The 25,654-nt window shown below is 63.8% G+C and carries 22 protein-coding genes and 1 pseudogene; 10 read left to right on the top strand and 13 right to left on the bottom strand.

Annotated elements, in window-relative coordinates; genetic code table 11:
* The first annotated feature begins 33 nt into the window (after positions 1–33).
* Entirely contained in the window at positions 34–477 is a 444-nt protein-coding gene (locus tag DWG20_RS08485; protein ID WP_115433400.1) for a hypothetical protein, read from the top strand.
* A 112-nt stretch (positions 478–589) separates the two neighbouring features.
* On the opposite strand, the gene aceK is transcribed toward DWG20_RS08485, so the two are convergent.
* Both aceK and DWG20_RS08475 read right to left on the bottom strand, forming a co-directional pair.
* Positions 590–2,389 (bottom strand): bifunctional isocitrate dehydrogenase kinase/phosphatase, encoded by a 1,800-nt coding sequence (gene aceK, locus DWG20_RS08480; protein WP_115433399.1) that lies wholly within the window; start codon positions 2,387–2,389, stop codon positions 590–592.
* Positions 2,390–2,682: 293 nt separating this feature from the next.
* Positions 2,683–3,204: pseudogene (locus tag DWG20_RS08475) on the bottom strand (pseudouridine synthase); the annotation flags it as partial.
* Between the two features lie 439 nt (positions 3,205–3,643).
* On the opposite strand from DWG20_RS08475, the gene DWG20_RS08470 reads away from it, so the two are divergent.
* Together DWG20_RS08470 and icd are read left to right on the top strand one after the other, a co-directional pair.
* Positions 3,644–5,881: an NADP-dependent isocitrate dehydrogenase gene (locus tag DWG20_RS08470; protein ID WP_115433397.1), complete on the top strand. Its 2,238-nt coding sequence runs from the start codon at positions 3,644–3,646 to the stop codon at positions 5,879–5,881.
* 295 nt (positions 5,882–6,176) lie between these two features.
* Positions 6,177–7,421 carry an NADP-dependent isocitrate dehydrogenase gene (gene icd / locus DWG20_RS08465; RefSeq protein WP_115433396.1) on the top strand — a complete coding sequence of 415 codons (1,245 nt, stop codon included), beginning with the start codon at positions 6,177–6,179 and terminating at the stop codon, positions 7,419–7,421.
* A 95-nt stretch (positions 7,422–7,516) separates the two neighbouring features.
* Here the strand turns inward: icd and DWG20_RS08460 are convergent, their stop codons facing one another.
* A complete protein-coding gene (locus DWG20_RS08460) occupies positions 7,517–7,720 on the bottom strand; it encodes a cold-shock protein (protein ID WP_115433395.1) in 204 nt (67 codons plus the stop codon).
* A gap of 222 nt (positions 7,721–7,942) precedes the next feature.
* Here DWG20_RS08460 and clpS point away from each other — a divergent pair, with 222 nt between their 5' ends.
* Positions 7,943–8,251, top strand: a complete 309-nt coding sequence (clpS, locus tag DWG20_RS08455) for an ATP-dependent Clp protease adapter ClpS (RefSeq protein WP_115433394.1) — start codon at positions 7,943–7,945, stop codon at positions 8,249–8,251.
* A complete protein-coding gene (clpA, locus tag DWG20_RS08450) occupies positions 8,251–10,530 on the top strand; it encodes an ATP-dependent Clp protease ATP-binding subunit ClpA (protein WP_115433393.1) in 2,280 nt (759 codons plus the stop codon). Before clpS ends, clpA begins: the two co-directional genes overlap by 1 nt.
* Positions 10,531–10,876: 346 nt before the next feature.
* Here clpA and DWG20_RS08445 read toward each other — a convergent pair whose 3' ends face one another.
* The 10 genes from DWG20_RS08445 to DWG20_RS08400 form a co-directional block, all read right to left on the bottom strand.
* Positions 10,877–11,401: an autotransporter domain-containing protein gene (locus tag DWG20_RS08445; protein WP_181880880.1), complete on the bottom strand. Its 525-nt coding sequence runs from the start codon at positions 11,399–11,401 to the stop codon at positions 10,877–10,879.
* Positions 11,398–12,690: an autotransporter-associated beta strand repeat-containing protein gene (locus tag DWG20_RS08440; RefSeq protein ID WP_115433391.1), complete on the bottom strand. Its 1,293-nt coding sequence runs from the start codon at positions 12,688–12,690 to the stop codon at positions 11,398–11,400. The genes DWG20_RS08445 and DWG20_RS08440 overlap by 4 nt, the downstream gene beginning before the upstream one ends.
* Positions 12,579–13,736 (bottom strand): autotransporter outer membrane beta-barrel domain-containing protein, encoded by a 1,158-nt coding sequence (locus DWG20_RS08435; RefSeq protein WP_147289932.1) that lies wholly within the window; start codon positions 13,734–13,736, stop codon positions 12,579–12,581. The genes DWG20_RS08440 and DWG20_RS08435 overlap by 112 nt, the downstream gene beginning before the upstream one ends.
* A gap of 404 nt (positions 13,737–14,140) precedes the next feature.
* Complete coding sequence (gene xerD, locus DWG20_RS08430) at positions 14,141–15,028, bottom strand: site-specific tyrosine recombinase XerD (RefSeq protein WP_115433389.1); 888 nt, start codon at positions 15,026–15,028, stop codon at positions 14,141–14,143.
* Positions 15,029–15,140: 112 nt separating this feature from the next.
* Positions 15,141–15,518 (bottom strand): 50S ribosomal protein L19, encoded by a 378-nt coding sequence (gene rplS, locus DWG20_RS08425; protein WP_115433388.1) that lies wholly within the window; start codon positions 15,516–15,518, stop codon positions 15,141–15,143.
* Positions 15,519–15,520: 2 nt separating this feature from the next.
* Positions 15,521–16,291, bottom strand: a complete 771-nt coding sequence (gene trmD / locus DWG20_RS08420; protein WP_115433387.1) for a tRNA (guanosine(37)-N1)-methyltransferase TrmD — start codon at positions 16,289–16,291, stop codon at positions 15,521–15,523.
* A complete protein-coding gene (gene rimM / locus DWG20_RS08415; RefSeq protein ID WP_220272049.1) occupies positions 16,291–16,779 on the bottom strand; it encodes a ribosome maturation factor RimM in 489 nt (162 codons plus the stop codon). The genes trmD and rimM overlap by 1 nt, the downstream gene beginning before the upstream one ends.
* A 54-nt stretch (positions 16,780–16,833) precedes the next feature.
* Positions 16,834–17,085 (bottom strand): 30S ribosomal protein S16, encoded by a 252-nt coding sequence (gene rpsP, locus DWG20_RS08410; protein ID WP_115433385.1) that lies wholly within the window; start codon positions 17,083–17,085, stop codon positions 16,834–16,836.
* 76 nt (positions 17,086–17,161) lie between these two features.
* Entirely contained in the window at positions 17,162–19,858 is a 2,697-nt protein-coding gene (locus DWG20_RS08405; protein WP_115433384.1) for a bifunctional acetate--CoA ligase family protein/GNAT family N-acetyltransferase, read from the bottom strand.
* On the bottom strand, positions 19,855–20,868 hold the full coding sequence (locus tag DWG20_RS08400) for a cation diffusion facilitator family transporter (protein WP_115433383.1): 1,014 nt from the start codon (positions 20,866–20,868) through the stop codon (positions 19,855–19,857). The genes DWG20_RS08405 and DWG20_RS08400 overlap by 4 nt, the downstream gene beginning before the upstream one ends.
* Before the next feature lie 193 nt (positions 20,869–21,061).
* Here DWG20_RS08400 and nadA point away from each other — a divergent pair, with 193 nt between their 5' ends.
* The 5 genes from nadA to rpoS all read left to right on the top strand — a co-directional run bounded on the left by nadA (position 21,062) and on the right by rpoS (position 25,637).
* The gene (gene nadA, locus DWG20_RS08395) at positions 21,062–21,976 is read left to right on the top strand and encodes a quinolinate synthase NadA (protein WP_115433382.1); all 915 of its coding nucleotides are present in this window, start codon (positions 21,062–21,064) and stop codon (positions 21,974–21,976) included.
* Positions 21,977–22,105: 129 nt separating this feature from the next.
* Complete coding sequence (gene surE / locus DWG20_RS08390) at positions 22,106–22,846, top strand: 5'/3'-nucleotidase SurE (protein WP_115433381.1); 741 nt, start codon at positions 22,106–22,108, stop codon at positions 22,844–22,846.
* The gene (locus DWG20_RS08385) at positions 22,831–23,499 is read left to right on the top strand and encodes a protein-L-isoaspartate(D-aspartate) O-methyltransferase (RefSeq protein WP_115433380.1); all 669 of its coding nucleotides are present in this window, start codon (positions 22,831–22,833) and stop codon (positions 23,497–23,499) included. The genes surE and DWG20_RS08385 overlap by 16 nt, the downstream gene beginning before the upstream one ends.
* Positions 23,500–23,576: 77 nt before the next feature.
* Positions 23,577–24,632, top strand: a complete 1,056-nt coding sequence (locus tag DWG20_RS08380; protein WP_115433379.1) for a peptidoglycan DD-metalloendopeptidase family protein — start codon at positions 23,577–23,579, stop codon at positions 24,630–24,632.
* A 45-nt stretch (positions 24,633–24,677) separates the two neighbouring features.
* A complete protein-coding gene (rpoS, locus tag DWG20_RS08375; protein WP_115433378.1) occupies positions 24,678–25,637 on the top strand; it encodes an RNA polymerase sigma factor RpoS in 960 nt (319 codons plus the stop codon).
* Positions 25,638–25,654: the final 17 nt, after the last annotated feature.

Genomic DNA, 25,654 nt, shown 5'->3' with positions numbered 1-25,654 from the left:
ATCCCATCGCATCAGGACAAGGAGATCGATTCAATGCAAGAAGCCGAAGAACAGACCGCTAATCCCGGGCTGAAAGCCCTGTTCGGCGACTCCAAGGGCAGCGCCACCGTGCCGCTGACCGCGATCCGAGCGCGCGCGCGCCGTCAGCTCACCAAGTTCGAGCAACTGGCGCGCGGCCAGCTTCTGGCACTCGGCGTCGACATCCCGCCGGCCATCAGCCTCGTCAGCCGGCCCGGCAACGCACTCGCGCTGGACAACAAGCACCCGCAGGCCGAAGAGATCCTCGACTGGCTCGACGGCAACGTGAAGGTCGCGAAGAAGTTCAAGGAAGTCGAGGTGCTGTTCGAGATCGTGCGCGCCGCCGAGCGCGCCGGTGCGCCGACACCGCCGGAAGTGAGCTTTTACATCGGCCTGACCAGCGCCGGTTCGATCGCCTATTTCGAAGAACAAAGCTGCACGCAAGCGCAGTCGGCGTAACCGTCCCGCTTCGCAGAAAAAAAAGGGCAGCCCGGTGGCTGCCCTTTTTGTCATCTGCCGCTCTGCTCGGCCAACGTCAGACGGCTGAGCTGAGCTGAGCCAAGCAGCCTGCCTACCCTTCCAGCGCCGCCACCGGTATCGCGCTCTCGCGCCGAGCGTAACGATACGCGAAGCGGTTCACGAAGCGCATCTCGTGCGGATAGGGGTAGAAGTCCTCTATCACGCCCGAATTGATACGCGCCTGCCTCTCCTGCCAGAAGCGCGCCGACAAGAGGTCGGCGTGGTGCTTCATGAAAATCCGACGCACCTCGGCGTCGCCGAGCAGGAAGGTGCCGAACTCCTCGGGGAACACGTCGTTCTTCGCGACCGGGTACCACACCTCGCCCGACAGCTCATACTCGGGGTTCGGCGCCGGCGGAATGTCACGGAACTGGCAGTCGGTCATGTACTCGATCTCGTCGTAGTCGTAGAACACCACGCGACCGTAGCGCGTCACGCCGAAGTTCTTGAACAGCATGTCGCCGGGGAAGATGTTGGCCGAGGCCAGCTCCTTGATCGCGTCGCCGTAGTCGCGCACCGCGCGCTCCTTCTCGGCCGGGCTCGCGGCAGCCAGGAACAGATTCAGCGGCTTCATCCGCCGTTCGATGTAGAGGTGACGGATCACCAGCGAGTCCTCGTCTTCCTCGATCAGCGACGGCGCGAGCGTGCGCAATTCGTCAAGCAATTCGTCGGTAAAGCGCGCCTTCGGGAAGGCGACGTTGGAGAACTCCAACGTGTCGGCCATGCGCCCGACGCGGTCGTGCCGCTTCACCAGCAGGTACTTGGCCTTCACCGTCGCGTGGTCGACCTCCTTGGTCCGGCCGAACACATCCTTGATCAGCTTGAACACGTAGGGGAAGGACGGCAGCGTGAACACCAGCATCACGAGGCCGCGGATGCCCGGCGCGACGGTGAAGTCGTCGTTCGAATGCTTCAGGTGGTGGATGAAGTCGCGGTAGAAGATGTTCTTGCCCTGCTTTTGCAGGCCGAGCATGGTGTAGAGCTCGGCCTTGCTCTTGGTCGGCAGCATCGAGCGCAGGAACTGCACGTAGCCGGACGGCACCTCCATGTCGACCAGGAAATAGGCGCGTGAAAACGAGAACAGCACGCCGATGCGCCACGGCTCGAGGATGACGGTGTCCAGATAAAGCCGGCCGTCGGCGCCGTGCAGCACCGGCACCGCGAACGGGTAGACCGCACCGCCGTTGATCACCTTGCCGATGATGTAGCCGGTCTTGTTGCGGTAGAACGCGGTCGACAGCACCTGGAGCTGGAAGTTGGCCTCCAGCGCCGGCCACTCGCCCTCCAGGTGAGCTCGCACCGTGCGCAGCACGCAGCCGATGTCGCGCGACAGCCGCGCGAAAGGCCGGCGCCAGCCGAAGTCGCGCACGATCTGCGTGAGCGTGCGGCGCAGCCCGGCGGTGGCCGGGTAGTAGCTGCGGTAGGTCGGCGGGTCCGACTCGATGTATTCGGTCGAGATCGCCGGCCTCATGAAGATGAAGTCGTTGTGGAAGTAGTCGCGGTGCAGGATGCGACAGAACACTGAGTTGAAGAAGGTCTCGGCCAACTCCGGCTGCTTGTGGTTGGTCAGCAAGCCGACGAAGTAGAGCTTGGCCTGCTGCCAGATCTCGTCGTCGAGCAGCTCGGCGTGGAACCCGGTGCGCAGCCGCTCGGTGGTTTCCGCGACCCGCTCGTCGTAGAGCTGGATGCGGTCGCGCACCATCTGCTGGATGCCCTGCCAGTCGCCGTCCTCGAACAGCGCCTTGGCGCCTCGGTTGACCTCGCTAAACAGACGGTAGTGCTTGTTGAACCCGGCGATCAGCGCCTCGGCGATCTCGCGCGCCACCGGGTTGTAGGAATCGGGAATCTGCATGACTTCGCCCTGAACAAAACCATCGGACGCCTTTACCGATCGCGCTTCTCGCGAACGGCGCAAAGGTTGGCCGAGCTCGGCCAAGCTTGCGGGGCGCTACGTAATGCTTCAGGCGAAGGCGGGAGGCAGTGTTGTGTCGGCGGCTAGCGCGGCTTCTTGAAGCGCGCGCGTGCGGGGCCGGATCGCGGCCCCGCGCCGCCGCTCCTCCTTTGTGGAGCCGGCCCGGCCTTGCGCTGTTGATCCCTAGCCTGCCCCACGCGCGGCAAATCGGCAAGGTCGACGTCGAGCGCGCGCCACTGGCCGGGCTCCAGGCCGTCGAGCCGCCACGGTCCGATCGCGACGCGCACCAGGCGCAAGGTCGGATGGCCGACCTTGGCGGTCATCCGGCGCACCTGGCGGTTCTTGCCCTCGCTGATCGTCAGTTCGAGCCAGCTGTCGGGCACGGTCTTGCGGAATCGCACCGGCGGGCTGCGCGGCCACAGCTCGGGCGCGGCGATCCGCGTCACCGTCGCCGGGCGCGTGACGAAGTCGCCCAGGTCAACCCCCTCGGCCAGCCTTGAGAGCGCCGCGTCGTCGGGCTCGCCCTCGACCTGCACCCAGTAAGTCTTCGGCAGTTTCCAGCGCGGGTCGGCGATGCGGTGCTGCAGTGCGCCCTCGCCGGTCAGCAGCAACAGCCCTTCGCTGTCGGTGTCGAGCCGGCCTGCCGGATAGACGCCGGGCACGTCGACGCAGCTTTTCAGCGTCGGGTGGGTAGGGTGGTCGGAGAACTGGCAGATCACGCCGTACGGCTTGTTAAGCAGGATCAGTTGGGGCATTTCTCGACGGTCAACGAAAGGAACAATTACCAGGATGATAGCAAGGCTGAGATGAGGCATTCAGCGCTGACTGCGCTTCGCCTAGACATTTTTTGTGCCGATGTAAGCAATCTGAAAGCAAGTGAGTGTTATTGCTAACAGTCTTGCTCGGCCGAGGCGCGATATAATTCGCATTCGAAAGGCCGGCCGAGCGCTATCGAAACGAACGTTCGAAATACTCTTCCAAAACGGGATGACCAGGGCGCAATATCATTCACAACTGAAAACAAGCGCCCGAAATCACCGGGCCGCATGCTGCGAATGCGCTTTACAGCGCCTTACGCACGGCAAGCCCGCCTTTCCAAATGTCTTTCAACGCGCCAGCGCGGCACGTCGCCCCGCACCGCAGCCTCCTTGCGCAATCGTTCGCTCGTCTCAAGACAATCATGGAGATCAAGTAATGCCTTCGGAACAGCCGACCATAATCTACACCCTTACCGACGAAGCGCCCGCGCTGGCAACCAGCGCCTTCCTGCCGGTCATCCGAACCTTTGCCGGCCCTGCTGGCATCAATATCGCCACGGCGGACATCTCGGTGGCAGCGCGTATCCTGGCCGAGTTTCCTGATTACCTGACCGACGAACAGAAAGTGCCGGACACGCTGGCCGAGCTCAGCCGCCTCACCCAGGAACCCGACACCAACATCATCAAGTTGCCCAACATCAGCGCCTCCGTCGCCCAGCTGATGGCCTGCATCAAGGAGTTGCAGTGGAAGGGCTACGCCATCCCCAACTACCCGGAAAATCCGACCACCGACGAAGAGAAGGCGATCAAGGCCCGCTACTCCAAATGTCTGGGCTCGGCCGTGAACCCGGTGCTGCGCGAGGGCAACTCCGACCGCCGCGCCCCCGCCGCCGTCAAGAACTACGCCAAGAAGCATCCGCATTCGATGGGCGAATGGAAGCCGTGGTCGCAGACCCACGTTTCCCACATGGAATACGGCGACTTCTACCACGGTGAGAAGTCCATGACCCTGGACCGCGCCCGTGACGTGAAGATGGAACTGGTCACCAAGAGTGGCAAGAGCATCGTGCTGAAGCCGAAGGTGTCGCTGCAGGATGGCGAAATCATCGACTCGATGTTCATGAGCAAGAAGGCGCTGTGCGAGTTCTACGAGAAGGAACTGGAAGACTGCCGCCAGGCCGGCATCCTGTTCTCGCTGCACGTGAAAGCCACCATGATGAAGGTGTCGCACCCGATCGTGTTCGGCCACTGCGTGAAGATCTACTACAAGGAAGCCTTCGAGAAGCACGGCAAGCTGTTCGACGAGTTGGGCATCAACGTCAACCACGGCATTGCCACCCTGTACGAAAAGATCAAGACCCTGCCGGCCTCCAAGCAAGAAGAGATCATCCGCGACCTGCACGCCTGCCAGGAACACCGTCCGCGCCTGGCCATGGTCGACTCGGCCAAGGGCATCACCAACTTCCACTCGCCGAACGACGTGATCGTCGATGCCTCCATGCCCGCGATGATCCGCTCCGGTGGCAAGATGTGGGGCGCCGACGGCAAGCCGTACGACGCCAAGGCCGTGATGCCCGAATCCACCTTTGCCCGCATCTATCAGGAGATGATCAACTTCTGCAAGTGGCACGGCAATTTCGATCCGAAGACCATGGGCACCGTGCCCAACGTCGGCCTGATGGCGCAAAAGGCCGAGGAATATGGCTCGCACGACAAGACCTTCGAAATTCCCGAAGACGGCGTGGCCAATATCACCGACCTGGCCACCGGCGAAGTGCTGCTGTCGCAGAACGTGGAACAAGGCGACATCTGGCGCATGTGCCAGGTCAAGGACGCGCCGATCCGCGACTGGGTCAAGCTGGCCGTCACCCGTGCCCGCAACTCCGGCATGCCGGCCGTGTTCTGGCTCGACCCCTACCGTCCGCACGAGGCCGAACTGATCAAGAAGGTCGAAACCTACCTGAAGGATCACGACACCAGCGGCCTCGAAATCCACATCATGTCGCAGGTCCGCGCGATGCGCTTCACCCTCGAGCGCGTCGCCCGCGGCCTGGACACCATCTCGGTGACCGGCAACATCCTGCGCGACTACCTGACCGACCTGTTCCCGATCATGGAGCTGGGCACCTCTGCCAAGATGCTGTCCATCGTTCCGCTGATGGCGGGCGGCGGCATGTACGAGACCGGTGCAGGCGGCTCAGCGCCGAAGCATGTGCAGCAGCTGCTAGAGGAAAACCACCTGCGCTGGGATTCGCTGGGCGAGTTCCTCGCACTGGCCGTGTCGCTGGAAGAGCTGGGCATCAAGACCGGCAACGACAAGGCCAAGATCCTCGCCAAGACGCTGGATACCGCCACCGGCAAGCTGCTCGACAACGACAAGTCGCCGTCGCGCCGCACCGGTGAGCTCGACAACCGTGGCAGCCAGTTCTACCTCGCGATGTACTGGGCGCAGGCGCTGGCCGAGCAGAGCGAAGACAAGGAACTGCAGGCCCACTTCGCGCCGCTGGCCAAGATGCTGGCCGACAACGAGCAGGTCATCGTCGGCGAGCTGAAGGGGGTGCAGGGCCAGCCGGCCGACATCGGCGGCTACTACCTCGCCGACGCCGACAAGTGCGACACGGTGATGCGCCCGAGCGCCACCCTCAACGCCGCGCTGGCCGCAGCGCGCGTCTGAGCGGATCGTCTTCGGACGCGAGGAAGATCGGCAACGATCCGGACGCCGACGCTTTCTTGAGCTACGCCAGGGCCCTGCCCTGGCGTTTTTGCTTTTCGACTTGCCGGGGCAGACGGCTCTGATCCCGCGCCGCCTCGGACACGGCGGGATTTTCGTGGATAATTGAAAAGCAGTCCCGGTGCGGCCCGTCTTGACGCTGGCGCGAAAGAGTAGCGAGGGGAAAATCGGGCGCCGCAGAGGGCGAGCACGCACCGAAAACACTACCAGGGCACACGTCAACCAGAAGGGAGCAGCAATGAGCGCATCTCACATCAAGGTTCCAGCAGCTGGCCAGAAGATCGTCCCGGGCCAGACCATCCCCGACCAACCGATCATCCCGTTCATCGAAGGCGACGGCATCGGTGTCGACATCACCCCGGTGATGAAAGACGTGATCGACGCCGCGGTCGAGAAGGCCTATGGCGGCCAGAAGAAGATCCACTGGATGGAAATCTACGCCGGTGAGAAGGCGACCCGCCTGTACGGCAGCGACATGTGGCTGCCGGAAGAAACCCTGGCCGCGCTCAAGGAATACGTCGTCTCGATCAAGGGCCCGATGACCACGCCGGTCGGCGGCGGCATCCGCTCGCTGAACGTCGCGCTGCGCCAGGACCTCGACCTCTACGTCTGCCTGCGCCCGGTGCGCTACTTCGACGGCGTGCCGTCGCCGCTGAAGCACCCGGAACTCACCAATATGGTGATCTTCCGCGAGAACACCGAAGACATCTACGCCGGCATCGAATGGATGTCGGGCACCGAAAGCGCACAGAAGGTCATCGACTTCCTGCAGAACGAGATGGGCGTCAAGAAGATCCGCTTCCCGGCCACTTCCAGCATCGGCATCAAGCCGGTGTCCAAGGAAGGCACCGAGCGCTTGGTGCGCAAGGCGATCCAGTACGCGATCGACAACAACCGCAAGTCGGTCACCATCGTGCACAAGGGCAACATCATGAAGTTCACCGAAGGTGGCTTCCGTGACTGGGCCTACGCGCTGGCCAAGGACGAATTCGGCGCCGAACTGATCGACAACGGCCCGTGGAGCAAGATCAAGAACCCGAAGACCGGCGAAGACATCATCATCAAAGATGCGATTGCCGATGCTTTCCTGCAACAAATCCTGCTGCGCCCGGCCGAATACGACGTGATCGCCACGCTGAACCTGAACGGCGACTACATCTCCGACGCGCTGGCCGCGCAGGTCGGCGGCATCGGCATCGCGCCGGGCGCCAACCTGTCCGACAGCATCGCGATGTTTGAAGCGACCCACGGCACCGCGCCGAAGTACGCCGGCCAGGACAAGGTGAACCCGGGTTCGCTGATCCTGTCGGCCGAGATGATGCTGCGCCACATGGGCTGGGTGGAAGCCGCCGACCTCGTGATCAAGGGCATGGAAGCCGCGATCAACGACAAGCAGGTCACCTACGACTTCGCGCGCCTGATGGACGGCGCGACCGAGGTGAGCTGCTCGGCCTTCGGTCGTGCGATGATCGCGCGCATGTAAGCGATTGCTCAGCAACGAAAAAACCCGCCGATCGGCGGGTTTTTTTACATCCGGGGCAGAAGAACTTGCGTTCGCCCGCCCCGTCAAAACGCTTATTAGGCGTTCTGAATGTTCGAAGCCTGCTTGCCCTTCGGACCATTCACGATGTCGAAGCTCACGCGCTGACCCTCTTTCAGGGTCTTGAAGCCCGGCATGTTGATCGCGGAGAAGTGAGCGAACAGGTCTTCGCCGCCTTCGTCCGGAGTGATGAAACCGAAGCCTTTAGCATCGTTGAACCATTTGACAATACCAGTTGCCATGTTACTTCCTTGATAAAACTGGCTGGTGAGGCCGAACAACAAAAGCTTAAAGTGCGTGAACACGGTTTCGTTATCACTGCCGGACTTTAAACCAAGCACCTGCCGACATTTCTACGCATGCTGGGTGGCAACGTCAAGTGGAAAACATAAAAACGAGGAGCCTTGAAAAACGGCCACCCGGAACCAAAATTAGAGTAAGTCGCGAATCTGCAGAAAGCTGACATGCCCACCCAGCTTGGGGACGATACCGTCCTGGAGGCGTCGCGGACGAAGACCCGTCCGCCCCCCCTTTATAAGGTCTTGTTATTGAACGACGATTTCACACCGATGGACTTTGTCATACAGGTATTACAAGTCTTTTTTTTCATGGACCGGGAAAAAGCGACCCGGATCATGTTGCAAGTTCATACGCAAGGCCGCGGCGTGTGTGGTGTTTATGCCAAAGACGTGGCCGCCACCAAGGTTGAGCAGGTGTTGCAATTCGCAAGATCACACCAGCATCCGCTCCAATGCGTGATGGAGGAAAACTGATGATTGCCCAAGAGCTTGAAGTGAGCCTGCACATGGCTTTCATGGACGCCAGGCGCAAGCGGCACGAGTTCATCAGTGTCGAACACCTGCTGCTTGCCATGATCGATAACCCGTCGGCCGCCGAAGTACTGCGTGCCTGCGGGGCGAATCTCGATCAACTCAAAAAGCAGCTCACCGACTTCGTCGACGAGCACACCCCCACCGTACCCGGTGAGACCGAGGTGGAGACCCAGCCAACGCTCGGTTTCCAGCGCGTGATCCAGCGTGCGATCCTGCACGTGCAGTCCTCGGGCAAGAAGGAAGTCACCGGCGCCAACATCCTCGTCGCCATCTTCGGCGAGAAGGATTCGCACGCGGTGTACTACCTGCACCAGCAGGGCATTTCGCGCCTGGACGTCGTGAACTTCATCTCGCACGGCATTACCAAGCAGCGCTCGCAGCCCAATAGCGAACCGCGCGAGAGCAACAACAACGGCGAGCAGGAAGGCGAAGACGTCGCCACCGGCCCGGGCGGCGCGCTCGAGAGCTACACGCAGAACCTCAACCAGCTGGCGCGCGACGGCAAGATAGACCCGCTGATCGGCCGCGACGGCGAGGTCGAGCGCGTGATCCAGGTGTTGTGCCGCCGGCGCAAGAACAACCCGCTGCTGGTCGGCGAGGCCGGCGTCGGCAAGACCGCGATCGCCGAAGGCCTGGCGCGTCGCATCGTCAACAGCGAAGTGCCCGAGGTCCTCGCCAGGGCGACCGTGTACGCGCTCGACATGGGCGCGCTCTTGGCCGGCACCAAGTACCGCGGCGACTTCGAGCAGCGCCTCAAAGCGGTGATCAAGCAGCTGACCGACGACGAGCACGCGATCATGTTCATCGACGAGATCCATACGCTGATCGGCGCAGGCGCCGCCTCGGGCGGCACGCTCGACGCGTCCAACCTGTTGAAACCGGCGCTGTCGAACGGCGCGCTGCGTTGCATCGGCGCGACCACGTACAACGAGTACCGCGGCATCTTCGAGAAGGACAACGCGCTGTCGCGCCGCTTCCAGAAGATCGACGTGCCCGAGCCGACGGTCGAACAGACCTACGAGATCCTCAAGGGGCTCAAGAGCCGCTTCGAGGCTCACCACGGCGTGAAGTACACGCAGGCGGCGCTGTCGACCGCGGCCGAGCTGTCGGCGCGCTACATCAACGACCGTCACCTGCCCGACAAGGCGATCGACGTGATTGACGAGGCCGGCGCGGCGCAGAAGATCCTGCCCAAGTCGCGCCAGAAGAAGGTCATCGGCAAGCCGGAGATCGAGGAGATCGTCGCCAAGATCGCACGCATCCCGCCGAAGACCGTGTCGAGCGACGACAAGAACTCGCTCAAGAACCTCGATCGCGATCTGAAGAACGTCGTCTACGGCCAGGAAAAGGCGATCGAGGCGCTGTCGAGTGCGATCAAGATGGCGCGCTCCGGCCTCGGCAACCCGCAGAAGCCGATCGGCTCCTTCCTGTTCTCGGGTCCGACCGGCGTCGGCAAGACCGAGGTCGCGCGCCAGCTCGCCTTCATCATGGGCGTCGAGCTGATCCGCTTCGACATGTCCGAGTATATGGAGCGGCACGCGGTGTCGCGCCTAATCGGCGCGCCGCCGGGCTACGTCGGCTTCGAGCAGGGCGGCCAGCTGACGGAGGCGATCAACAAGCATCCGTACGCGATCCTGTTGCTCGACGAGATCGAGAAGGCGCACCCGGACATCTTCAACGTATTGTTGCAGGTGATGGACCACGGCACGCTGACCGACAACAACGGGCGCAAGGCCGACTTCCGCAACGTGGTGCTGATCATGACGACCAACGCCGGCGCCGAGTCGCTGTCCAAACCGTCGATGGGCTTCACCAACGCCAAGCAGGCCGGCGACGAGATGGCCGATATCAAGCGGATGTTCAGCCCGGAGTTCCGCAACCGGCTCGACGCGACGATCCCGTTCAAGATGCTCAACGAAGAGATCATCATGCGCGTGGTCGACAAGTTCCTGTTGCAGTTGGAACAGCAGCTGATCGAGAAGAAGGTCGACATCCACTTCACCGAGGCGCTGCGCGCCTTCCTCGCGAAGAAAGGCTTCGATCCGCTGATGGGCGCGCGCCCGATGGCGCGCCTGATCCAGGACACCATCCGCAAGGCGCTGGCCGATGAACTGCTGTTCGGTCGCCTGGCCAACGGCGGCGAAGTGACGGTGGACGTCGAAGACGCCGAGAAGGTGGTGCTGCAGTTCACCGAGGAACCCGCCGCGGCGCCGGTCTGACCTTCAAACCCAAGCGAGACCGGCCATACCGGACTCAATGAGGGGGGTCAGCCTGACCGAAAGCCCAGCAACACTTGCCGGGCTTTCTTCTTTTCTGGGGCGATCTCATGGCAACCGCCCCCTTCAATTGCTGAAACCGGACCATCCGCTCAAAGGCCAACCGCTTGCGGCTGGCCTTGGCAGCATCGAACGCCGCATCCCGAGAGAATGCGGCGGCTATCCGTTACCAGTAAATACGCAAGCCTGCCTTGCCATTGTAAGCGTGCGACTGGCCATCAAAGCCGGCTTGATAACCTGCACTGACAGAGAGACGTTGCCGCGCCAAGTTGCACGGTAACACCCCAGGTTACGTCCCCCCCCAAGTTCCGCCAAGATCGGAGTGGAAGGGAACAAAGCCGCCGTCCGAAGAGAACTCCGTTTTCGAGTTGGCCGAGAACTCATGCCAGACGTTAGCACGCAGCCATGTGGTGAACCGCCGGCCGGACGCCGCGGACCTCTCTGATGCCGACGTATTGGCAAGACGCGCACCGATACGTCCAACGAGCGAGCGTGAATCGTCAAATCGTACCGTCGCGGCATTATCGCTTGCCGTATCGAGCGACAACTTCTGATAGACAAGCTGAACTTGTGGCTCGACGATCCAGCCGTCATTGATCTGCAGCGGATATCCTGCTTCGACACTGCCGGCGAAACCAAAACCGTCCGTCTTCAAGGCCGAGACCCGGCCAGATGTTGCGGTGGCGTCGTACCACGTCCCCTGAAACACGCCATCGACATACCCATCCTTGGCCCCGAAGTGCGTCCAATAGGCGCCGAACGTGTGCGCATCCAACTTGTCCTTGCCGGCCTGAGCACTATCGAAGTGCTTCACGTCGCCCCTGATCTCGCCGCTGGCGGCGTAAAGCCTGCGTGATCGCGGCTGCCGTCCTTGTGCTCATCCTGATATAGGTCGAGCCCCGCCTGTGCGCCGAGCAGCCGATAATCGAAGCCCGGCCCATTCTCGTAAATTCCCCTCGCGCTTCCCTCGACTTCGCCGCGCTGACCGATGATGCGGCCCCAGGCCACGGTGTCACCGTCTCGCGCCGAGCGCCTGCGCAATTGCGCTTCGTCGCCCACCCGCTCATGTAAGGTGTCCAATAGCGTGCGGCCGTAGAGCAGAGCCAGCGACGGAATCGCGGTGTAAAGTGAGACTTCTTGGCGATAATTCGGGCGTTCTGTTTGAGGCGTTACGGCAGGCCCAGAGGGATCGTCGGCGCTCGTCCTCAGGAACCAACTATCCGCCGCGCTGGCATCCCGGCTTCCGCGGTAAAGCGTATATTCGTACGGACCCGCCACGACCGGCCCGGCGAGTTTGAATGCTCCGGATGCGGTCGTTGCGCCGTTGACCGCATCGACGACCTTGATGCCGTTCCCTTTCGTTACGGCCCCTTCGCCGCCGACGTTGGTAACGCGGATAAGCGACGTGCCCGAGGCTTGGCCACCCGAGATGACAAGACGATCCGACGGCGAGTCGTCAGCACCGAGCAAGGTGTTAAGTGCCACCGTGCCGCCCTGCCCGGCATAGTTGCCCGCCACGACCAGGCTGTTGCCGATGCCGGTCCCGCCGACTTGTGCGAGTCCTCTGTTCAACAAATCACCGGTGAGTGTGAGACTACCGTTCGTTGTACTGGCCGCTGCCAGCGCATTGGCCACGGCAATCGTGCCGCTGTTCTCCACATTGCCGAGAACACTGCCATAGCCGCCAAGCGTCCCCGCTTCAGCGACCCTGACCAAACCGCCTCCCGAAAGGCTTGCCCCCGGATGCGCTGCATCGCCGACGACGAGCGCGCCGGCCGAGACCGTCGTGCCACCGACGTAGGTGTTGTTGCCGGCCAAGGTGAGCGTACCCGCACCGGCCTTGGTGAGTGCGCCGGCACCACCGATTCCCTGGGCGATGCTTGATGAGAACGCCTGGGTATCGATAGTGTCGCCGAGGGCATTGAGCGTGATCGCGCGCCCGGCCGAGAGATCAAAGCTGCTGTTGAGCTGCAGCGTTCCGCCGTTGAACGTCAGACCACCGTTGGCAGCGCCAAGCACGTTGTCGGCACCGACCGCGACGCTGCCCTCGTTGATACGCGTTCCGCCCAAATAGGTATTGCCGCCGGCAGCGGTGGGCGCCAGCGTAAGCGTGCCGGCCCCGGTCTTCTCGACGGCGCCGGTGTGCCGCTGATCAGGCCGGTATAGCTTCCCGCATCCGGCTGGACGAAGCGCAGCAGCCCGTTGTTAGTCACCGTAGGAGGCAGGCTCTGCGCCCGTGCCTCGAGAGTGCCCGCAGGGTCGACGATAACTTGGCCGGTGTAGTTGGAGTTGTTGCCGGTCAGCGCGAGCGTGCCTTGCTGGACGGTGGAAACGGTGACCCCGGTGATGGTCCCGGTCAACGTCCAGGTACCCGGGTCGTTTTTGATCAGCGCTTCGAAGCCGACCATATTGCCGGGTAGCGACGCCTGTCCGTTGCCGCTCAGGAAGATGGTGTCGTTGCCCGCTCCGCCGCTGAAGTTACTGGTGATCGTCGAGCCGGTGTAGAGCCGCAGGGTGTCGTTGCCGCCGGCGAACACCAGGTTGCCGATGACCATGCCCTTGTTGGTGAAGTCGACCGAGCCGTTTCCGCTGAACCCGATCACGTTGCCGGGCGCCTGGATGACGCCGGTCTCGTTGTTGACGATCGTGTTCAGACCCGAGGTATTCTCGAACCAGATCGCCGCGGCGTTATCGGCCTTGATCGTGCCGTTGTTGGTGATCGTATTGCCGCTCCCCTGCAGGTTGACGGCTTCCGCGTTTCTCTGCGTGCCCTTAGCTAGCACCTCGCCCCCTTGGTCGACCGTCAGAACGCCGTTATTGCGAAACTCGATCGTGTTGCCGCCGGTGTTGTACTGCCCCGCCGTATTGACCGCCGTGGCGCTGACCGAGCCGCCGTTGGCGACATGGACGTTCGCGTTGTCGCGCAGGCTGATCGCATTCGAATTGCCGACGGCGATCTTTCCGCCGGATTGCACGTCCACCGATCGGTTGTCTTCGGCTGCAACATTGCCTGCGCCGACCCGCATCGTCCACGGATTCGGCGCATTGGCATCGCACACCGTCGCGCTGCCCGTGGTGGTGCAGGCCGCGAACACATTGGCCGACGGCAGCAGCATCGCTTGGGCAACGACAACATAAGACAGTTTCAAGCGAGGGATTCGTCTGCGGACGCGGCGCGACATGTCTTAGCTCAAAATAACTTGATGAGAAGACAAATGATATCTTTTTGTCATTTTTATGACAAAAATATTAACAAATTTATATAAAAATGATCGGCATTTGATGCCGAATGATTTAAAATACGGTCAGGTGCGGGCCACTCATCGAGGGCCGGGCACGTATCCATGCGCACCTGGAGCCCGGATACATCAGTGCAAGCCACCGTCCCCCGAATGACCGGAGGTAGCGGCAATAATCGAGCCGGCCCAGCATTTTCTTGACGACAAAAAGCTCGGCCAACCTTGAGTGCAACTCAGAGTTGGCCGAGCTTTTGTGCCGAGAGTCGCGGGGCGCGGACCCAGACGCCTCACGCAAGCTTGCGCGCGACGGTACTTCAGCCTCGCGGATGGTGTTGCGCGTGCAGCGCCTTCAGCCTTTCTCGCGCGACATAGGTGTAGATCTGCGTCGTGGTGATGTCGGCATGACCGAGCAGCAGTTGCACCACCCTGAGGTCGGCGCCGTGGTTGACGAGGTGGGTGGCGAAGGCGTGGCGCAGCGTGTGCGGGCTGACGCCGGGAAAGCCGAGCCCGGCCGCATAGCGCGAGATCAACAGCCACGCCGCCTGGCGCGTCATCGCCTGACCGCGCTCGGAGACGAACAGCGCGTCGCTCTGGCGGTCGGCGAGCAGCTTCGGGCGCGCGCCGGCGAGATAGCGTTCCAGCCAGCGGATCGCGACCTGCCCCATCGGCACCTTGCGTTCCTTGTCGCCCTTGCCGACGGTGGTCAGGCAGCCCTCGTTCAGGTCGAACTGGCCGAGCCGCAGGCCGACGAGTTCGGACACCCTGAGGCCGGTGGCGTACACGAGTTCGAGCAGCGTCCTGTCGCGCAAGCCCAAGGGCGCGGCGACGTCGGGCGCGGCGAGAAGCGCGTCGACGTCGCGCTCGGACAGCGTCTTGGGCAACGTCAGGCCGCGCTTGGGCGTCGCGAGCCGCAGCGACGGGTCGTCGTCGCGCCAGCCGGCTTCGTGAGCATGACGGTAGAAGCGGCGTACGCTGGTAACGAGGCGCGCGCGCGTGCTCGGCCGGCTCGCGTCGTCGGCGAGCACCGCGCGCAAAGTGTCAGTATCGGCCGTCAACAGACCCCGCCCGTGCTCGGCCAACCTTTTAGCCAGCTTGGCAAGGTCGCGCCGATAGGCGTCGCGCGTGTTGTCGGAGAGGTTTTCCGCCTGCCACAGCGTGACGAGGAAGGCGTCGACCGCGGCGGCGTCGTTATCAGGCTTCATGGGCGAGTAAGCAGCGGAGGATGGCCGTGGGGTCGGGGTTCATGGCGGTGCCGGCATGAAAAAAGCGCAAGGCGTTCGCCTTGCGCTTTGCAAGCATAGCAACGGAAAAGGCTTAGGCCTTGGCGACGACTTTGCGTGCCGGCAGCTTTTCCTTGATGCGTGCGGACTTGCCGGTACGACCACGCAGGTAGTACAGCTTGGCGCGACGCACGTCACCGCGGCGTTTCACTTCGACCGAAGCGACCAGCGGCGAGTAGGTCTGGAAGGTACGCTCGACGCCTTCGCCGGCGGAGATCTTGCGAACGATGAACGAGCTGTTCAGGCCGCGGTTGCGCTTGGCGATCACCACGCCTTCGTAAGCCTGCAGACGCTCGCGGTTGCCCTCTTTCACCTTCACCTGGACGATGACAGTGTCACCCGGGGCGAATGCAGGGATGGTCTTGCCGACGCGGGCGATTTCTTCTTGCTCGAGGATTTGGATCAGATCCATATTCAAGGCTCCAGTTTTTTTGCGGGGTCTTGTTCCTGCTGATACTCAGTCAGCAGCCGAGACTCCAGTTTTGTCAAAGGGCGGTTCGCCAGTAAATCGGGGCGACGCCGCCAAGTGCGCCCGAGCGACTGTTTCAGCCGCCACTGGGCGATCCGGGCGTGGTTGCCTGAGAGGAGAACCTCCGGCACCCGTACGCCACGGTATTCTTCCGGCCGGGTGTAGTGCGGGCAGTCCAAGAGGCCGTTCACGAACGAATCTTCGTAGGCGGACTGCGCGTCGTTGAGCACCCCCGGCAGCAGACGGATCACCGCGTCCATCAGCACCATCGCCGGCAACTCGCCGCCGGACAGCACGTAATCGCCGAGTGAGATTTCCTCGTCGACCTCGCGCTCGATCAGCCGCTCGTCGATGCCCTCGTAACGACCGCAGAGGAACACGAGCCCGGGGCGCGCCGCCAGCTCGACCGCTTTCGCGTGGTCGAAACGGCGCCCCTGCGGCGACAGGTAGACGACGTGGGTCTTCTCGACGCCGGCCGCCGCCTGGCGCTGCCGCGCGGCGGCGATCGCCGCCTCGAGCGGCTCGGCCAACATCACCATGCCGGGACCGCCGCCATAAGGGCGATGGTCGATCGTGCGGTAGTTGTCGTGGGTGAAATCGCGCGGATTCCAGCCGTGAAACCCCCAGATGCCCGCCTCGAGCGCACGCCGCGTCACACCGAAGGTATTGAGCGCGGCGAACATCTCGGGAAACAGCGTGATCGCGTCGATCTGCATCAGTAGTCGAGGCCCCAGTCGACCGTGATACGGCCGGCTTCGAGCTCGACCGTCTTGACCACCGCGTCGACGAAGGGGATCAGGCGCTTGGTCTTGGTTTCGCCGTCGACGACGACCAGCACGTCATTCGCGCCGGTCTCCATCAGCTCGGCGACCTTGCCCAGAAGCACCGCGTCGACAGTGAACACCTCAAGCCCGATCAGGTCGGTCCAGTAGAACTCGTCCTCGTCGGGCTCGGGAAACTCGCTGCGCGGGATCGCGATCTCGCAGCCGCGCATGGCTTCTGCCGCTTCACGACCGTCCACGCCTTGCAGCTTGGCCGCGATGGCCTTGGGCTGCAGCAAGCCGTCTTCGAAACGATAGGGTTTCCAGTCGCCGTCACGACCCAGCCACCAGGTGCTGTAGTCGAACAGGCTGTCTGCGTGTTCGGTATTTGCCTGGATTTTCACCCAGCCGCGCACACCGAAGGCGCCGCGGACATACCCCATGATCACAAGATCGTTGTCGCGCATGCGCCACCCAGTCAAAAACGTGTCAGACGCTTAGGCAGCGGCCTTGGCCTGCTCCTTGAGCAGCTTGGCGACCGAGTCGGTCACTTGGGCGCCGACGCCGATCCAGTAGTTGACGCGGTCCATGGTCAGGCGCACGCGCTCGACCTTCTCGTTGGCCACCGGGTTGTAGAAACCCACGCGCTCGATGAAGCGGCCGTCGCGACGGTTGCGGGAGTCGGTCACCACGATGTTGTAGAACGGACGGTTCTTGGAGCCACCACGGGCCAGACGAATCACTACCATGTCGAGTGTCCTTGAAAAATTCGGAATCGTGAAAAGGGTAGCATTCTAGGGCAGTTTTCTCTTATCTGGCAAGCGCTTATTCCCCGCCCGCTGCACCCGTCAACGGTTTGCTCACCACGGTCAGCGAACGGTCTTCCGGATGGACGTTCACGCTGAAGCCGAGCTTGTGCATCAGCTTCAGCATCGCCTTGTTGCCGGCGAGCACTTCGCCGTGCATCAGCTTCAAGCCCTGGTCGCGCGCGGCATCGAACAGCACGTTCATCAGCATCGGCCCGATGCCGCGCCCCTGCCACGCATCGGCGACCACCAGCGCGAACTCGCAGCTCTCGTTGTCCGGATCGGTGATATAGCGCGCTATCGCCAGTTGCTCCTCGCCGTTTTCGCCCTCATGGACCATGGACATCGCCATCTCCCGGTCGTAGTCGAGCTGGGTGAAGCGCACCAGCATCATTTGCGACAGCTGCTTGATGCTCGACATATAGCGGTTGTAGCGGCTCTCCTCGGACAGGTTCGCGACGAACGCCTGCTGCATCTGTGCGTCCTCCGGGCGCACCGGGCGGATCTGTACCGGCGTGCCGTCGCGCAGCACCGCGTCGCGGACCTTGTCGCTCGGGTAAGGCATGATCGCCATGTGGCCGTAGCGCTTGGCACGCGGCGGCGGCGGCGCGATCACCAAGCGCGCGTCGAGCGCGATCACGCCGTCGCCGTCGGACAACAGCGGGTTGATGTCGATCTCGCGGATCTCGGGCAGCTCGCAGACCATTTCCGACACGCGCAGCAGCACGTCTTTCAACGCGTCGCGGTCGGCCGGCGGCAGATGTTTGAAGCCCGCCAGCGTCTTGCCGATGCGCGTGCCGTCTATCATCGCGTCGGCGAGAAAGCCGTTCAGCGGCGGCAGCGCCAGTGTCTGGTCGTGCAAGAGGTCGACCGCGATGCCGCCGGCGCCGAAGGTCACCACCGGCCCGAAGGTGTCGTCGTGCGCGACGCCGACCACCAGCTCGCGCGCGAAGCGGCGCTTTTTCATCGGCTGCACAGTGACGCCTTCGATGAGCGCTTCGGGGCGCGCGCGCCGGGCCCGCTTGACGATCGCGTGGTAGGCCTCCCTGAGCGCGATCTCGTTGCCGATGTTCAGTTCGACGCCGCCGACGTCGGACTTATAAAGGATGTCGGGCGAGTCGATCTTCAGCACCACCGGGTAGCCCATGTGCTCGGCCAAGCTGGCCGCTTCGTCCGCCGTCTTAGCCAATTCCGACGGGTTGACCGGGATGCTGAACGCGGCGAGCACCTGTTTGGCCTCGCGCTCGGCCAACACGGAGCGTCCTTCGGACAGCGCGGCGTGGATCAGCGCACGCGCGCCAACAAGATCGGGCGCCTCGCGCTTGCCCTCGAGCGGCCCCGGCGTCTGCAGCAGCAACTGCTGGTTGCGATGGTAGGCGGCGAGGCTCTGGAACACCTCGATCGCGTACTCGGGCGCGCGAAAGTGCGCGCACTTGGCCTTGGAAAACAGTTCGCGGCTCTCCGACACCTTAGCGTCGCCCAGCCACGACAGGAACAAGGGCTTGGTCGCCTCGCGCTGCAGGCCGATCATCAGCTGCGCGGTCGTCAGGTGGTCGGTGCCCGCCTGCGGCGTGAAGATCACCAGCACGCCGTCGACGTTCGGGTCGTCGAGGCAGGCCTTGACCGCGGTACGGTAACGCATCGGGCTGGCGTCGCCGATGATGTCGACCGGGTTGCCGTGCGACCAGTTGCGCGGCAGCACGTCGTCCAGCAGCGCCAGCGTCGGCTCGGCCAAGCTGGGCAGCTCGACCCCCATGCGCGTCGCGCTGTCGGCGGCGAGCACGCCCGGCCCGATGCCGTTGACGACGATCGCCAGCCTCGACCCCTGCACGCGGTAGTTGGCGGCCAGCACCTTGGCGGCGGTGAACAGCTGCGCGATGGTCGACACGTTCAGCACGCCGGCGCGCGCCAGCGCGGCGTCGAACACCTCGCCGCTGTCGAGGCGGTGCGCGAGCGGGGTCAGCCCGTCGCCGCTCTCCTCGAAGCGGCCGGACTTGATCACGACCACCGGCTTGACGCGGCCGGCGGCGCGCAAGGCGCTCATGAAGCGGCGCGCGTCGTGGATGTGGTGCACGTGCAGCAGGATGCCCTGCGTGAAGCTGTCGGCGACCAGGTAGTCGAGCACCTCGCCGAAGTCGACGTCGAGCGCCTCGCCGAGCGGGACCACGCTGGAAAAGCCGATGTTCTTGCTGTCGGCCCAGTCGAGCATCGCCGCGCACAGCGCGCTCGACTGCGTCACCAAGGCGAGGTTGCCCGGGCGGACCTTGCTCGTGTAGCTGCTGGCGATCAGGCCGGCCACCGGGCGCATCATGCCGAGCACCACCGGACCGAGCACGCGGATGCCGTACTGGCGCGCGATCGCCAGCGACTCGTTCAGGATTTCGCGCTCGAGCGGGACCGAGTCGGAAAAGTCCTTCGCGATCAGCATCGTCTTCACGCCGTGCCTGCCGCAGTCCTTCATGATCGCCGGCAGCGCGCGGATCGGCGTGGCGACCACCGCGAGGTCGAGCGGCGCGTCGATCTGCCGCACCGACGCGTACGCCGTCATCCCGCCGACCACCTTGCGGTTGAGGTTGACCGGGTAGAGCTTGCCCTGGAAGTTGCCGGCCAACAGGTTGGCGAACACCGCCTGGCCGATCGAGGCGGGCGTATCGCTCGCGCCGATGACGGCGACCGAACGCGGCGAGAACAGCGGCGTCAGATAGTGCGGTTTCATTGCGGCCTCTCCGATGCGCGCACCGCGACCTTGAGCTGGCGCCCGCCGGGCGCGGCCAGCGGCCATTCGGGTTGCAGCGTGATGTGATCGATGCCGTAGCGGCCGGACAGCGTGCGCTGGCAGTGCGCGAGCACGCGCGGCCACTCCCCCGGGCTCGCCACGCGCAGGTGCGCCGACAGCGCGACCCGCTCGGCCGACATGGTCCAGATGTGCAGGTCGTGTACCGACAACACACCGGGCACCGCCGCCAGCCCTCGGCCAACCTTGTTGTAGTCGAGGTGGGCCGGCACGCCTTCCATCAACACCAACAGCGACTGTCTCAACAGCCGCCACGTCGAATTGAGGATCAAGAGCGCGACCAGCACCGACAGGATCGGGTCGGCCAGCGTCCAGCCGGTGAAGTAGATCACCGCACCGGCGACGATCGCCGCGACCGAGCCCAACAGGTCACCCATCACGTGCAACAGCGCGGCGCGACTGTTCAGCGAATGCGCGCCCTGCGACAGCACCCACGCCGACAGCAGGTTCACTGCGAGGCCGACGAGCGCGATAGCCATCACGCCGGCGCCGTTCACCGGCAGCGGATGGAGCATGCGTGCGACCGCCTCGACCGCGATGAAGACGATCACGCCGAGCATGAACAGGCCGTTGATGAAGGCGCCGACCACCTCGGCGCGCCCCATGCCGTACGAGTGATGGTTCGACGCCGGCTTCTGGCTGACGCGCGCCATCAGCACCGCAAGGAACAACGCCATCGAATCGGTCAGCATGTGACCGGCATCCGACAACAGCGCGAGCGAACCGCTCCACACGCCGCCGGCCGCCTCGACCAGCGCGTAGCCGAAGGTGATCGCCAGCGCCAGCGTCAGCGAACGACTGCTCGCCGCGCGCGCGGCGTGGCCGGCCAGGCCGTGGCCGTGCACGCGCTGCTCATGATTGGCCACGTGGTCGTCGTCGTGCGGCGTATGCAGATGATCGTGCTCGTTGTGCGCGTGGAAAGAATGCGACATCGCGATGTCCTCACCGGCCCGCCCGCTGCGCCCTGCCCGGCCAGGCTTGGCAGGGCCTCAAGCGCTACAGTGGTCAAGCCGGTACAATATTGCTACTCTAATCGATTCAGCGTTAACCATTTATTGCGTCGCATCAAGAGGATGTGCGGCTTATCCCAACGCCGCCGTCCCGATACGACCGGAGTTCAGTCGTATGACTCGCGTAGTCACGCTCGCCCATTACTACACCCAACCAGAAATCCAGCAAATGGCCGACAAGGTCGGCGACAGCCTGGAGCTCTCGCTATACGCGCGCGAAGCCGAGGCGGACATCATCGTGTTCGCCGGGGTGCGTTTCATGGCCGAAACCGCCAAGATCCTCAACCCGAACGCCCGCGTGATCCTGCCGGACGCGCAGTCGACCTGTTCGCTGGTCACCCAGACCGACGTCGCCGCGCTGCGCCGCTGGCGCGAGAGCTACCCGGACCACGTGCACGTGTCGTACATCAACTCCAGCGCCGAACACAAGGCGTTGTCCGACTGGATCGTCACCAGCCGCAACGTCGACGACATCATCGCCCACCTCTATGAACAAGGTAAGAAGGTCATCTTCTCGCCCGACCGCAACATGGGTGCCTACCTGAACTTCCAGTACGGCTACGACATGCCGCTGTGGTCGGCGGTGTGCGAGGTACACGACAAGTTCAACGAGGCGGCACTCAAGGAAGCATTCGCCGCGGTCACCGGCGACAAATACCTGATCGCCCACCCGGAGAGCCCGCTACCGGTACTGACCGGCGCCGACTACGTCGGTTCGACGTCGGGCATGCTGAACTGGATCAAAGCGTATCAGGGCGACGCGGCCGCGGTCATCTTCGTCGCGACCGAAGACGGCATCCTTTACAACATGCGCCTGGCGCGCCCGGATCTCGACATCCGCCAGGCGCCGATCTACGCCGGCTGCCAGTGCAACTCCTGCCCTTACATGAAGATGAACACCATCGAGGCGGTCAAGCGCGCCCAAGCGGGGCAAGGGCTGGAGATCGATTACCTCACCGCCGAACAGATGGACGACGCGCGTCTGCCGATAGAGCGCATGTTGGAATTCAGCCAGCGCTACTACCAGTAAGCGAGGCCCGTCCAGCCCTGAAACCCGCCGCCATGCCGGCGGGTTTTATTTTGGCACTCGCGGCGTATTTCCTTTGTTATTCAGGCAGGGATACAATCAGGCACAACTTCGCCCTAGAGTCCGGCCACCATGCGGTTTCTGCTCTGCAACGACGACGGTTACTTCGCGCCCGGCCTGGCGGCCCTCGCGGACACGCTCGCCCATTACGGGGAGTTCACCGTCGTCGCGCCGGAACGCGACATGAGCGGCGCCAGCCACTCGCTGACGCTGGACCGGCCGCTGAAGGTACGGCGCGCCGCCAACGACTTCTACACGGTGAACGGCACGCCGACCGACTGCGTGCACCTCGCCGTCACCGGCATCCTCGATGCGCGGCCCGACATGGTGATCTCGGGCATCAACCACGGCGACAACCTCGGCGACGACACGCTGTACTCGGGCACCGTCGCCGCCGCGACCGAAGGCTTCCTGCTCGGCCTGCCGTCGCTGGCGGTCTCGCTGACCGGCGACGCCGCCCACCTCGACACCGCGCGGCTCGCGCTGACCGACTTCCTCGACCGCTGGCTCGGCCAACCCTTGAGCGGCCCGTGCCTCATGAGTCTGAACGTGCCCGACGTGCCGCGTGAACAATACCGCGGCATCAAGGTCACGCGGCTCGGCCGCCGCCACGAGTCCGGCCCGGCGCTGTGTAGCCTCGATCCGCGCGGCGAGACCGTCTATTGGGTCGGCCCGGCCGGCGCCGCCCAGGACACCGGCGAAGGCAGCGATTTTCACGCCGTCGCCCAAGGCTATGCCTCGCTCACCCCGCTGACGGTGGATCTGACCGCCCACAGCCAACTCGCAACGGTAGAACAATGGCTCCATCGCTGACCCAAGCCCCACGCAACTCCGGCATGCTGTCCGACCGCACGCGCATGCGCATGGTCGAGCGTCTGCGCCAGGGCGGCATCCGTGACGAACGCGTGTTGGCGGCCTTGTTCGAGGTGCCGCGCCACCTGTTCGTCGACGAGGCGATCGCCACGCGCGCCTACGACGACACCTCGCTGCCGATCGGCCACGGCCAGACGATCTCGCAGCCTTTCACCGTCGCGCGGATGACCGAACTCTTGATCGCCGGCCGCGCGCCGGGCAAGGTGCTGGAAATCGGCACCGGCTGCGGCTACCAGACCGCCGTGCTGTTGAAAACCGGCGCCGAAGTGTATTCGGTGGAACGTCTGACACCGTTGCTGGACAAAGCTAGACAGAACCTGCGCGCAGCGCGGCTGATCCACGCGCGCCTGGTCCACGGCGACGGCCACTTCGGCCTGCCGGAAGCCGCACCGTTCGACGGCATCATCATGACCGCGGCGGCTCGCAGCGTCCCCGAGGCACTCACCGGCCAACTCGCCGAAGGCGGCCGCCTGGTGATGCCGATCGGCGAGACCGAACAACACCTGTGGCTGATTGAAAAGACGGCTCAGGGGCTGCAAAAGACCCGCCTCGACGCGGTGCGCTTCGTGCCCTTGTTGCCTGGGCGCCAATGATGCAAGGCAAAAACGCAACATCGTCGGCGCCCCCGATTTACATCGAATCATCACACGCTTATAACAGCGTTTAGCACATGAGCAAGAATCACCTATACCGTTCTTTCGCATGCGTGAGCCTCGTGGCCGGCCTGTCGGCCTGCACCAGCCTCACGCAAAGCGGCGCGCCGATCGAATCCGGCAGCGCCAGTCGTCAACCGTCGTCGTCCGACACCCGCCCTGCGCCGGTGAAGAACGGGGGGAATAACGGCTCGTCGGCGACGACGACGCCGTTGTCGCGCCCGGTCGTGGTCCGCCCCGACGTGCGTGCTGACGGTACGCGCGCCACCACCCACGCGGTGCAAGCGGGCGAGACGCTGTACCGCATCGCGTTCAACAACGAGCTGAAGTATCAGGACCTGGCGGCGTGGAACCAGTTGCCGGCAGACTTCAGCATCAAGGCCGGGCAGACGCTACGCCTGACCCCGCCGGACGGCGGCGCCATGGTGAGCGTCACGGCGGGCAAACCGGCGACGGCCGCCCCGGTGGCGGCGGGAACGACGGCGGCGCTCAAGCCCTACCCCAAGGCGCTGAAGCTGCCTTACTCGGAAACGGCGATCCGCAGCCTGCCGGCGCAGAGCGAAGGCACGACAGGCACAGGCACCATGCCGGTCGTCGCCAAACCGGAGACAAGCAGGCCGGAAGCGATCAAACTACAAACGGCCAAGACCGACGGCGGCTCCGCCGAGAACGGCTCGGCCAACTCCGCCGAAGGCGCGGTGGCCGGTGGGACCGACTGGATCTGGCCGACGCAGGGCAAGGTGATGCGCGGCTTCTCCGACAGCAACAAGGGCATAGACATCGCCGGCAAGAGCGGACAGCCGGTGCTCGCCGTCGGCGGCGGCAAGGTGGTGTATAGCGGCGCCGGCCTCAGGGGCTACGGCAAGCTGATCATCATCAAGCACGACAAGACCTATTTGACCGCGTACGCGCATAACAGCCAGTTGCTGGTCAAGGAAGGTCAGGACGTCAAGAAGGGGCAGAAGATTGCCGAAATGGGCAATAGCGACGCCGATCAGGTGAAGCTGCACTTTGAGGTCAGGCGTTTTGGCAAACCGGTGGATCCGACGCAATATCTCGACAACCAGTCCTAGGGCGGCACCACCCCGCCCGGGACGCCTTAACCAGCGGGGGAAGTCATGAGCAACGACAGCGAAACACTGGAAGAAGATGACGTTGCCGTCGAGGAAGAGGCTGAAGAAGGCCGCGCCGACAGCGAAGCGGAAAGCGAAGCCGAGGAAGGCGCCGAGAAGGTGCGCGTCTACGAGGAAGTCGCCGACGTCACCCAGATCTACCTCAACGATATCGGCAACAATGCGCTCCTGACCCCCGCCGAGGAGTTGGCGCTGTCGCGCCGCGTCGTCGCAGGCGATTTCGAAGCCCGGCAGAAGATGATCGAACACAATCTTCGGCTGGTGGTGAACATCGCCAAGCACTACATCAACCGCGGCCTCGCCCTGCTCGACCTGATCGAGGAAGGCAATATCGGCCTGATGCACGCGCTCGAGAAGTTCGACCCCGAGCGCGGTTTCCGTTTCTCGACCTACGCGACCTGGTGGATCCGCCAGAGCATCGAACGCGCGATCATGAACCAGTCGCGCACCATCCGCCTGCCGGTGCACGTCATCAAGGAACTGAACGTCTACCTGCGCGCTTCGCGCCACCTCGAGGCGCAGGCCGGCCGCGAGCCGACGATCGAGGAGATCGCACATCTCGTCGGCAAGACGCCCGACGACGTCCGCCGCGTGATGTCGCTGAACGAGCGCATGGCGTCGCTCGACGCACCGCTCGACATCGACCCGATGCTGTCTATCGGCGAGTCTATCCCCGACGAGCAGTACGAAGAGCCGGAAATCCAGCTGCACAATGCTCAGCTCGAGCGCTATGTGCAGGAATGGCTGGCCCAGCTGAACGACAAGCAGCGCCTGGTGATCGAACGCCGCTACGGCCTGAACGGCCACGAGATCTGCACGCTAGAGGAACTGGCCGCCGCGCTCGGTCTCACGCGCGAACGCGTACGCCAGATCCAGATCGAAGGCCTCGAACAGTTGCGCCGCATCCTGCGCCGCAAGGGCATCGCCAAGGACTTCCTGTTCTAGCCCGACCCCTCCAGCAG

It is taken from the genome of Crenobacter cavernae, from assembly GCF_003355495.1.
Classification (GTDB): domain Bacteria; phylum Pseudomonadota; class Gammaproteobacteria; order Burkholderiales; family Chromobacteriaceae; genus Crenobacter; species Crenobacter cavernae.
This window is presented reverse-complemented; position numbering and strand designations above follow the sequence as displayed.

What these genes read in the sequence shown, in the direction of transcription:
- rimM (WP_220272049.1), bottom strand. Translation starts at nt 16,779, where the DNA reads ATGGGGTATGTCCGCGGCGCCTTCGGTGTGCGCGGCTGGGTGAAAATC.
- nadA (WP_115433382.1), top strand. Translation starts at nt 21,062, where the DNA reads ATGACTCGCGTAGTCACGCTCGCCCATTACTACACCCAACCAGAAATC.
- clpS (WP_115433394.1), top strand. Translation starts at nt 7,943, where the DNA reads ATGCCCACCCAGCTTGGGGACGATACCGTCCTGGAGGCGTCGCGGACG.
- rpoS (WP_115433378.1), top strand. Translation starts at nt 24,678, where the DNA reads ATGAGCAACGACAGCGAAACACTGGAAGAAGATGACGTTGCCGTCGAG.
- DWG20_RS08485 (WP_115433400.1), top strand. Translation starts at nt 34, where the DNA reads ATGCAAGAAGCCGAAGAACAGACCGCTAATCCCGGGCTGAAAGCCCTG.
- rpsP (WP_115433385.1), bottom strand. Translation starts at nt 17,085, where the DNA reads ATGGTAGTGATTCGTCTGGCCCGTGGTGGCTCCAAGAACCGTCCGTTC.
- trmD (WP_115433387.1), bottom strand. Translation starts at nt 16,291, where the DNA reads ATGCAGATCGACGCGATCACGCTGTTTCCCGAGATGTTCGCCGCGCTC.
- DWG20_RS08460 (WP_115433395.1), bottom strand. Translation starts at nt 7,720, where the DNA reads ATGGCAACTGGTATTGTCAAATGGTTCAACGATGCTAAAGGCTTCGGT.
- icd (WP_115433396.1), top strand. Translation starts at nt 6,177, where the DNA reads ATGAGCGCATCTCACATCAAGGTTCCAGCAGCTGGCCAGAAGATCGTC.
- DWG20_RS08405 (WP_115433384.1), bottom strand. Translation starts at nt 19,858, where the DNA reads ATGAAACCGCACTATCTGACGCCGCTGTTCTCGCCGCGTTCGGTCGCC.
- aceK (WP_115433399.1), bottom strand. Translation starts at nt 2,389, where the DNA reads ATGCAGATTCCCGATTCCTACAACCCGGTGGCGCGCGAGATCGCCGAG.
- DWG20_RS08470 (WP_115433397.1), top strand. Translation starts at nt 3,644, where the DNA reads ATGCCTTCGGAACAGCCGACCATAATCTACACCCTTACCGACGAAGCG.
- rplS (WP_115433388.1), bottom strand. Translation starts at nt 15,518, where the DNA reads ATGGATCTGATCCAAATCCTCGAGCAAGAAGAAATCGCCCGCGTCGGC.
- surE (WP_115433381.1), top strand. Translation starts at nt 22,106, where the DNA reads ATGCGGTTTCTGCTCTGCAACGACGACGGTTACTTCGCGCCCGGCCTG.
- xerD (WP_115433389.1), bottom strand. Translation starts at nt 15,028, where the DNA reads ATGAAGCCTGATAACGACGCCGCCGCGGTCGACGCCTTCCTCGTCACG.
- DWG20_RS08385 (WP_115433380.1), top strand. Translation starts at nt 22,831, where the DNA reads ATGGCTCCATCGCTGACCCAAGCCCCACGCAACTCCGGCATGCTGTCC.
- DWG20_RS08380 (WP_115433379.1), top strand. Translation starts at nt 23,577, where the DNA reads ATGAGCAAGAATCACCTATACCGTTCTTTCGCATGCGTGAGCCTCGTG.
- clpA (WP_115433393.1), top strand. Translation starts at nt 8,251, where the DNA reads ATGATTGCCCAAGAGCTTGAAGTGAGCCTGCACATGGCTTTCATGGAC.
- DWG20_RS08400 (WP_115433383.1), bottom strand. Translation starts at nt 20,868, where the DNA reads ATGTCGCATTCTTTCCACGCGCACAACGAGCACGATCATCTGCATACG.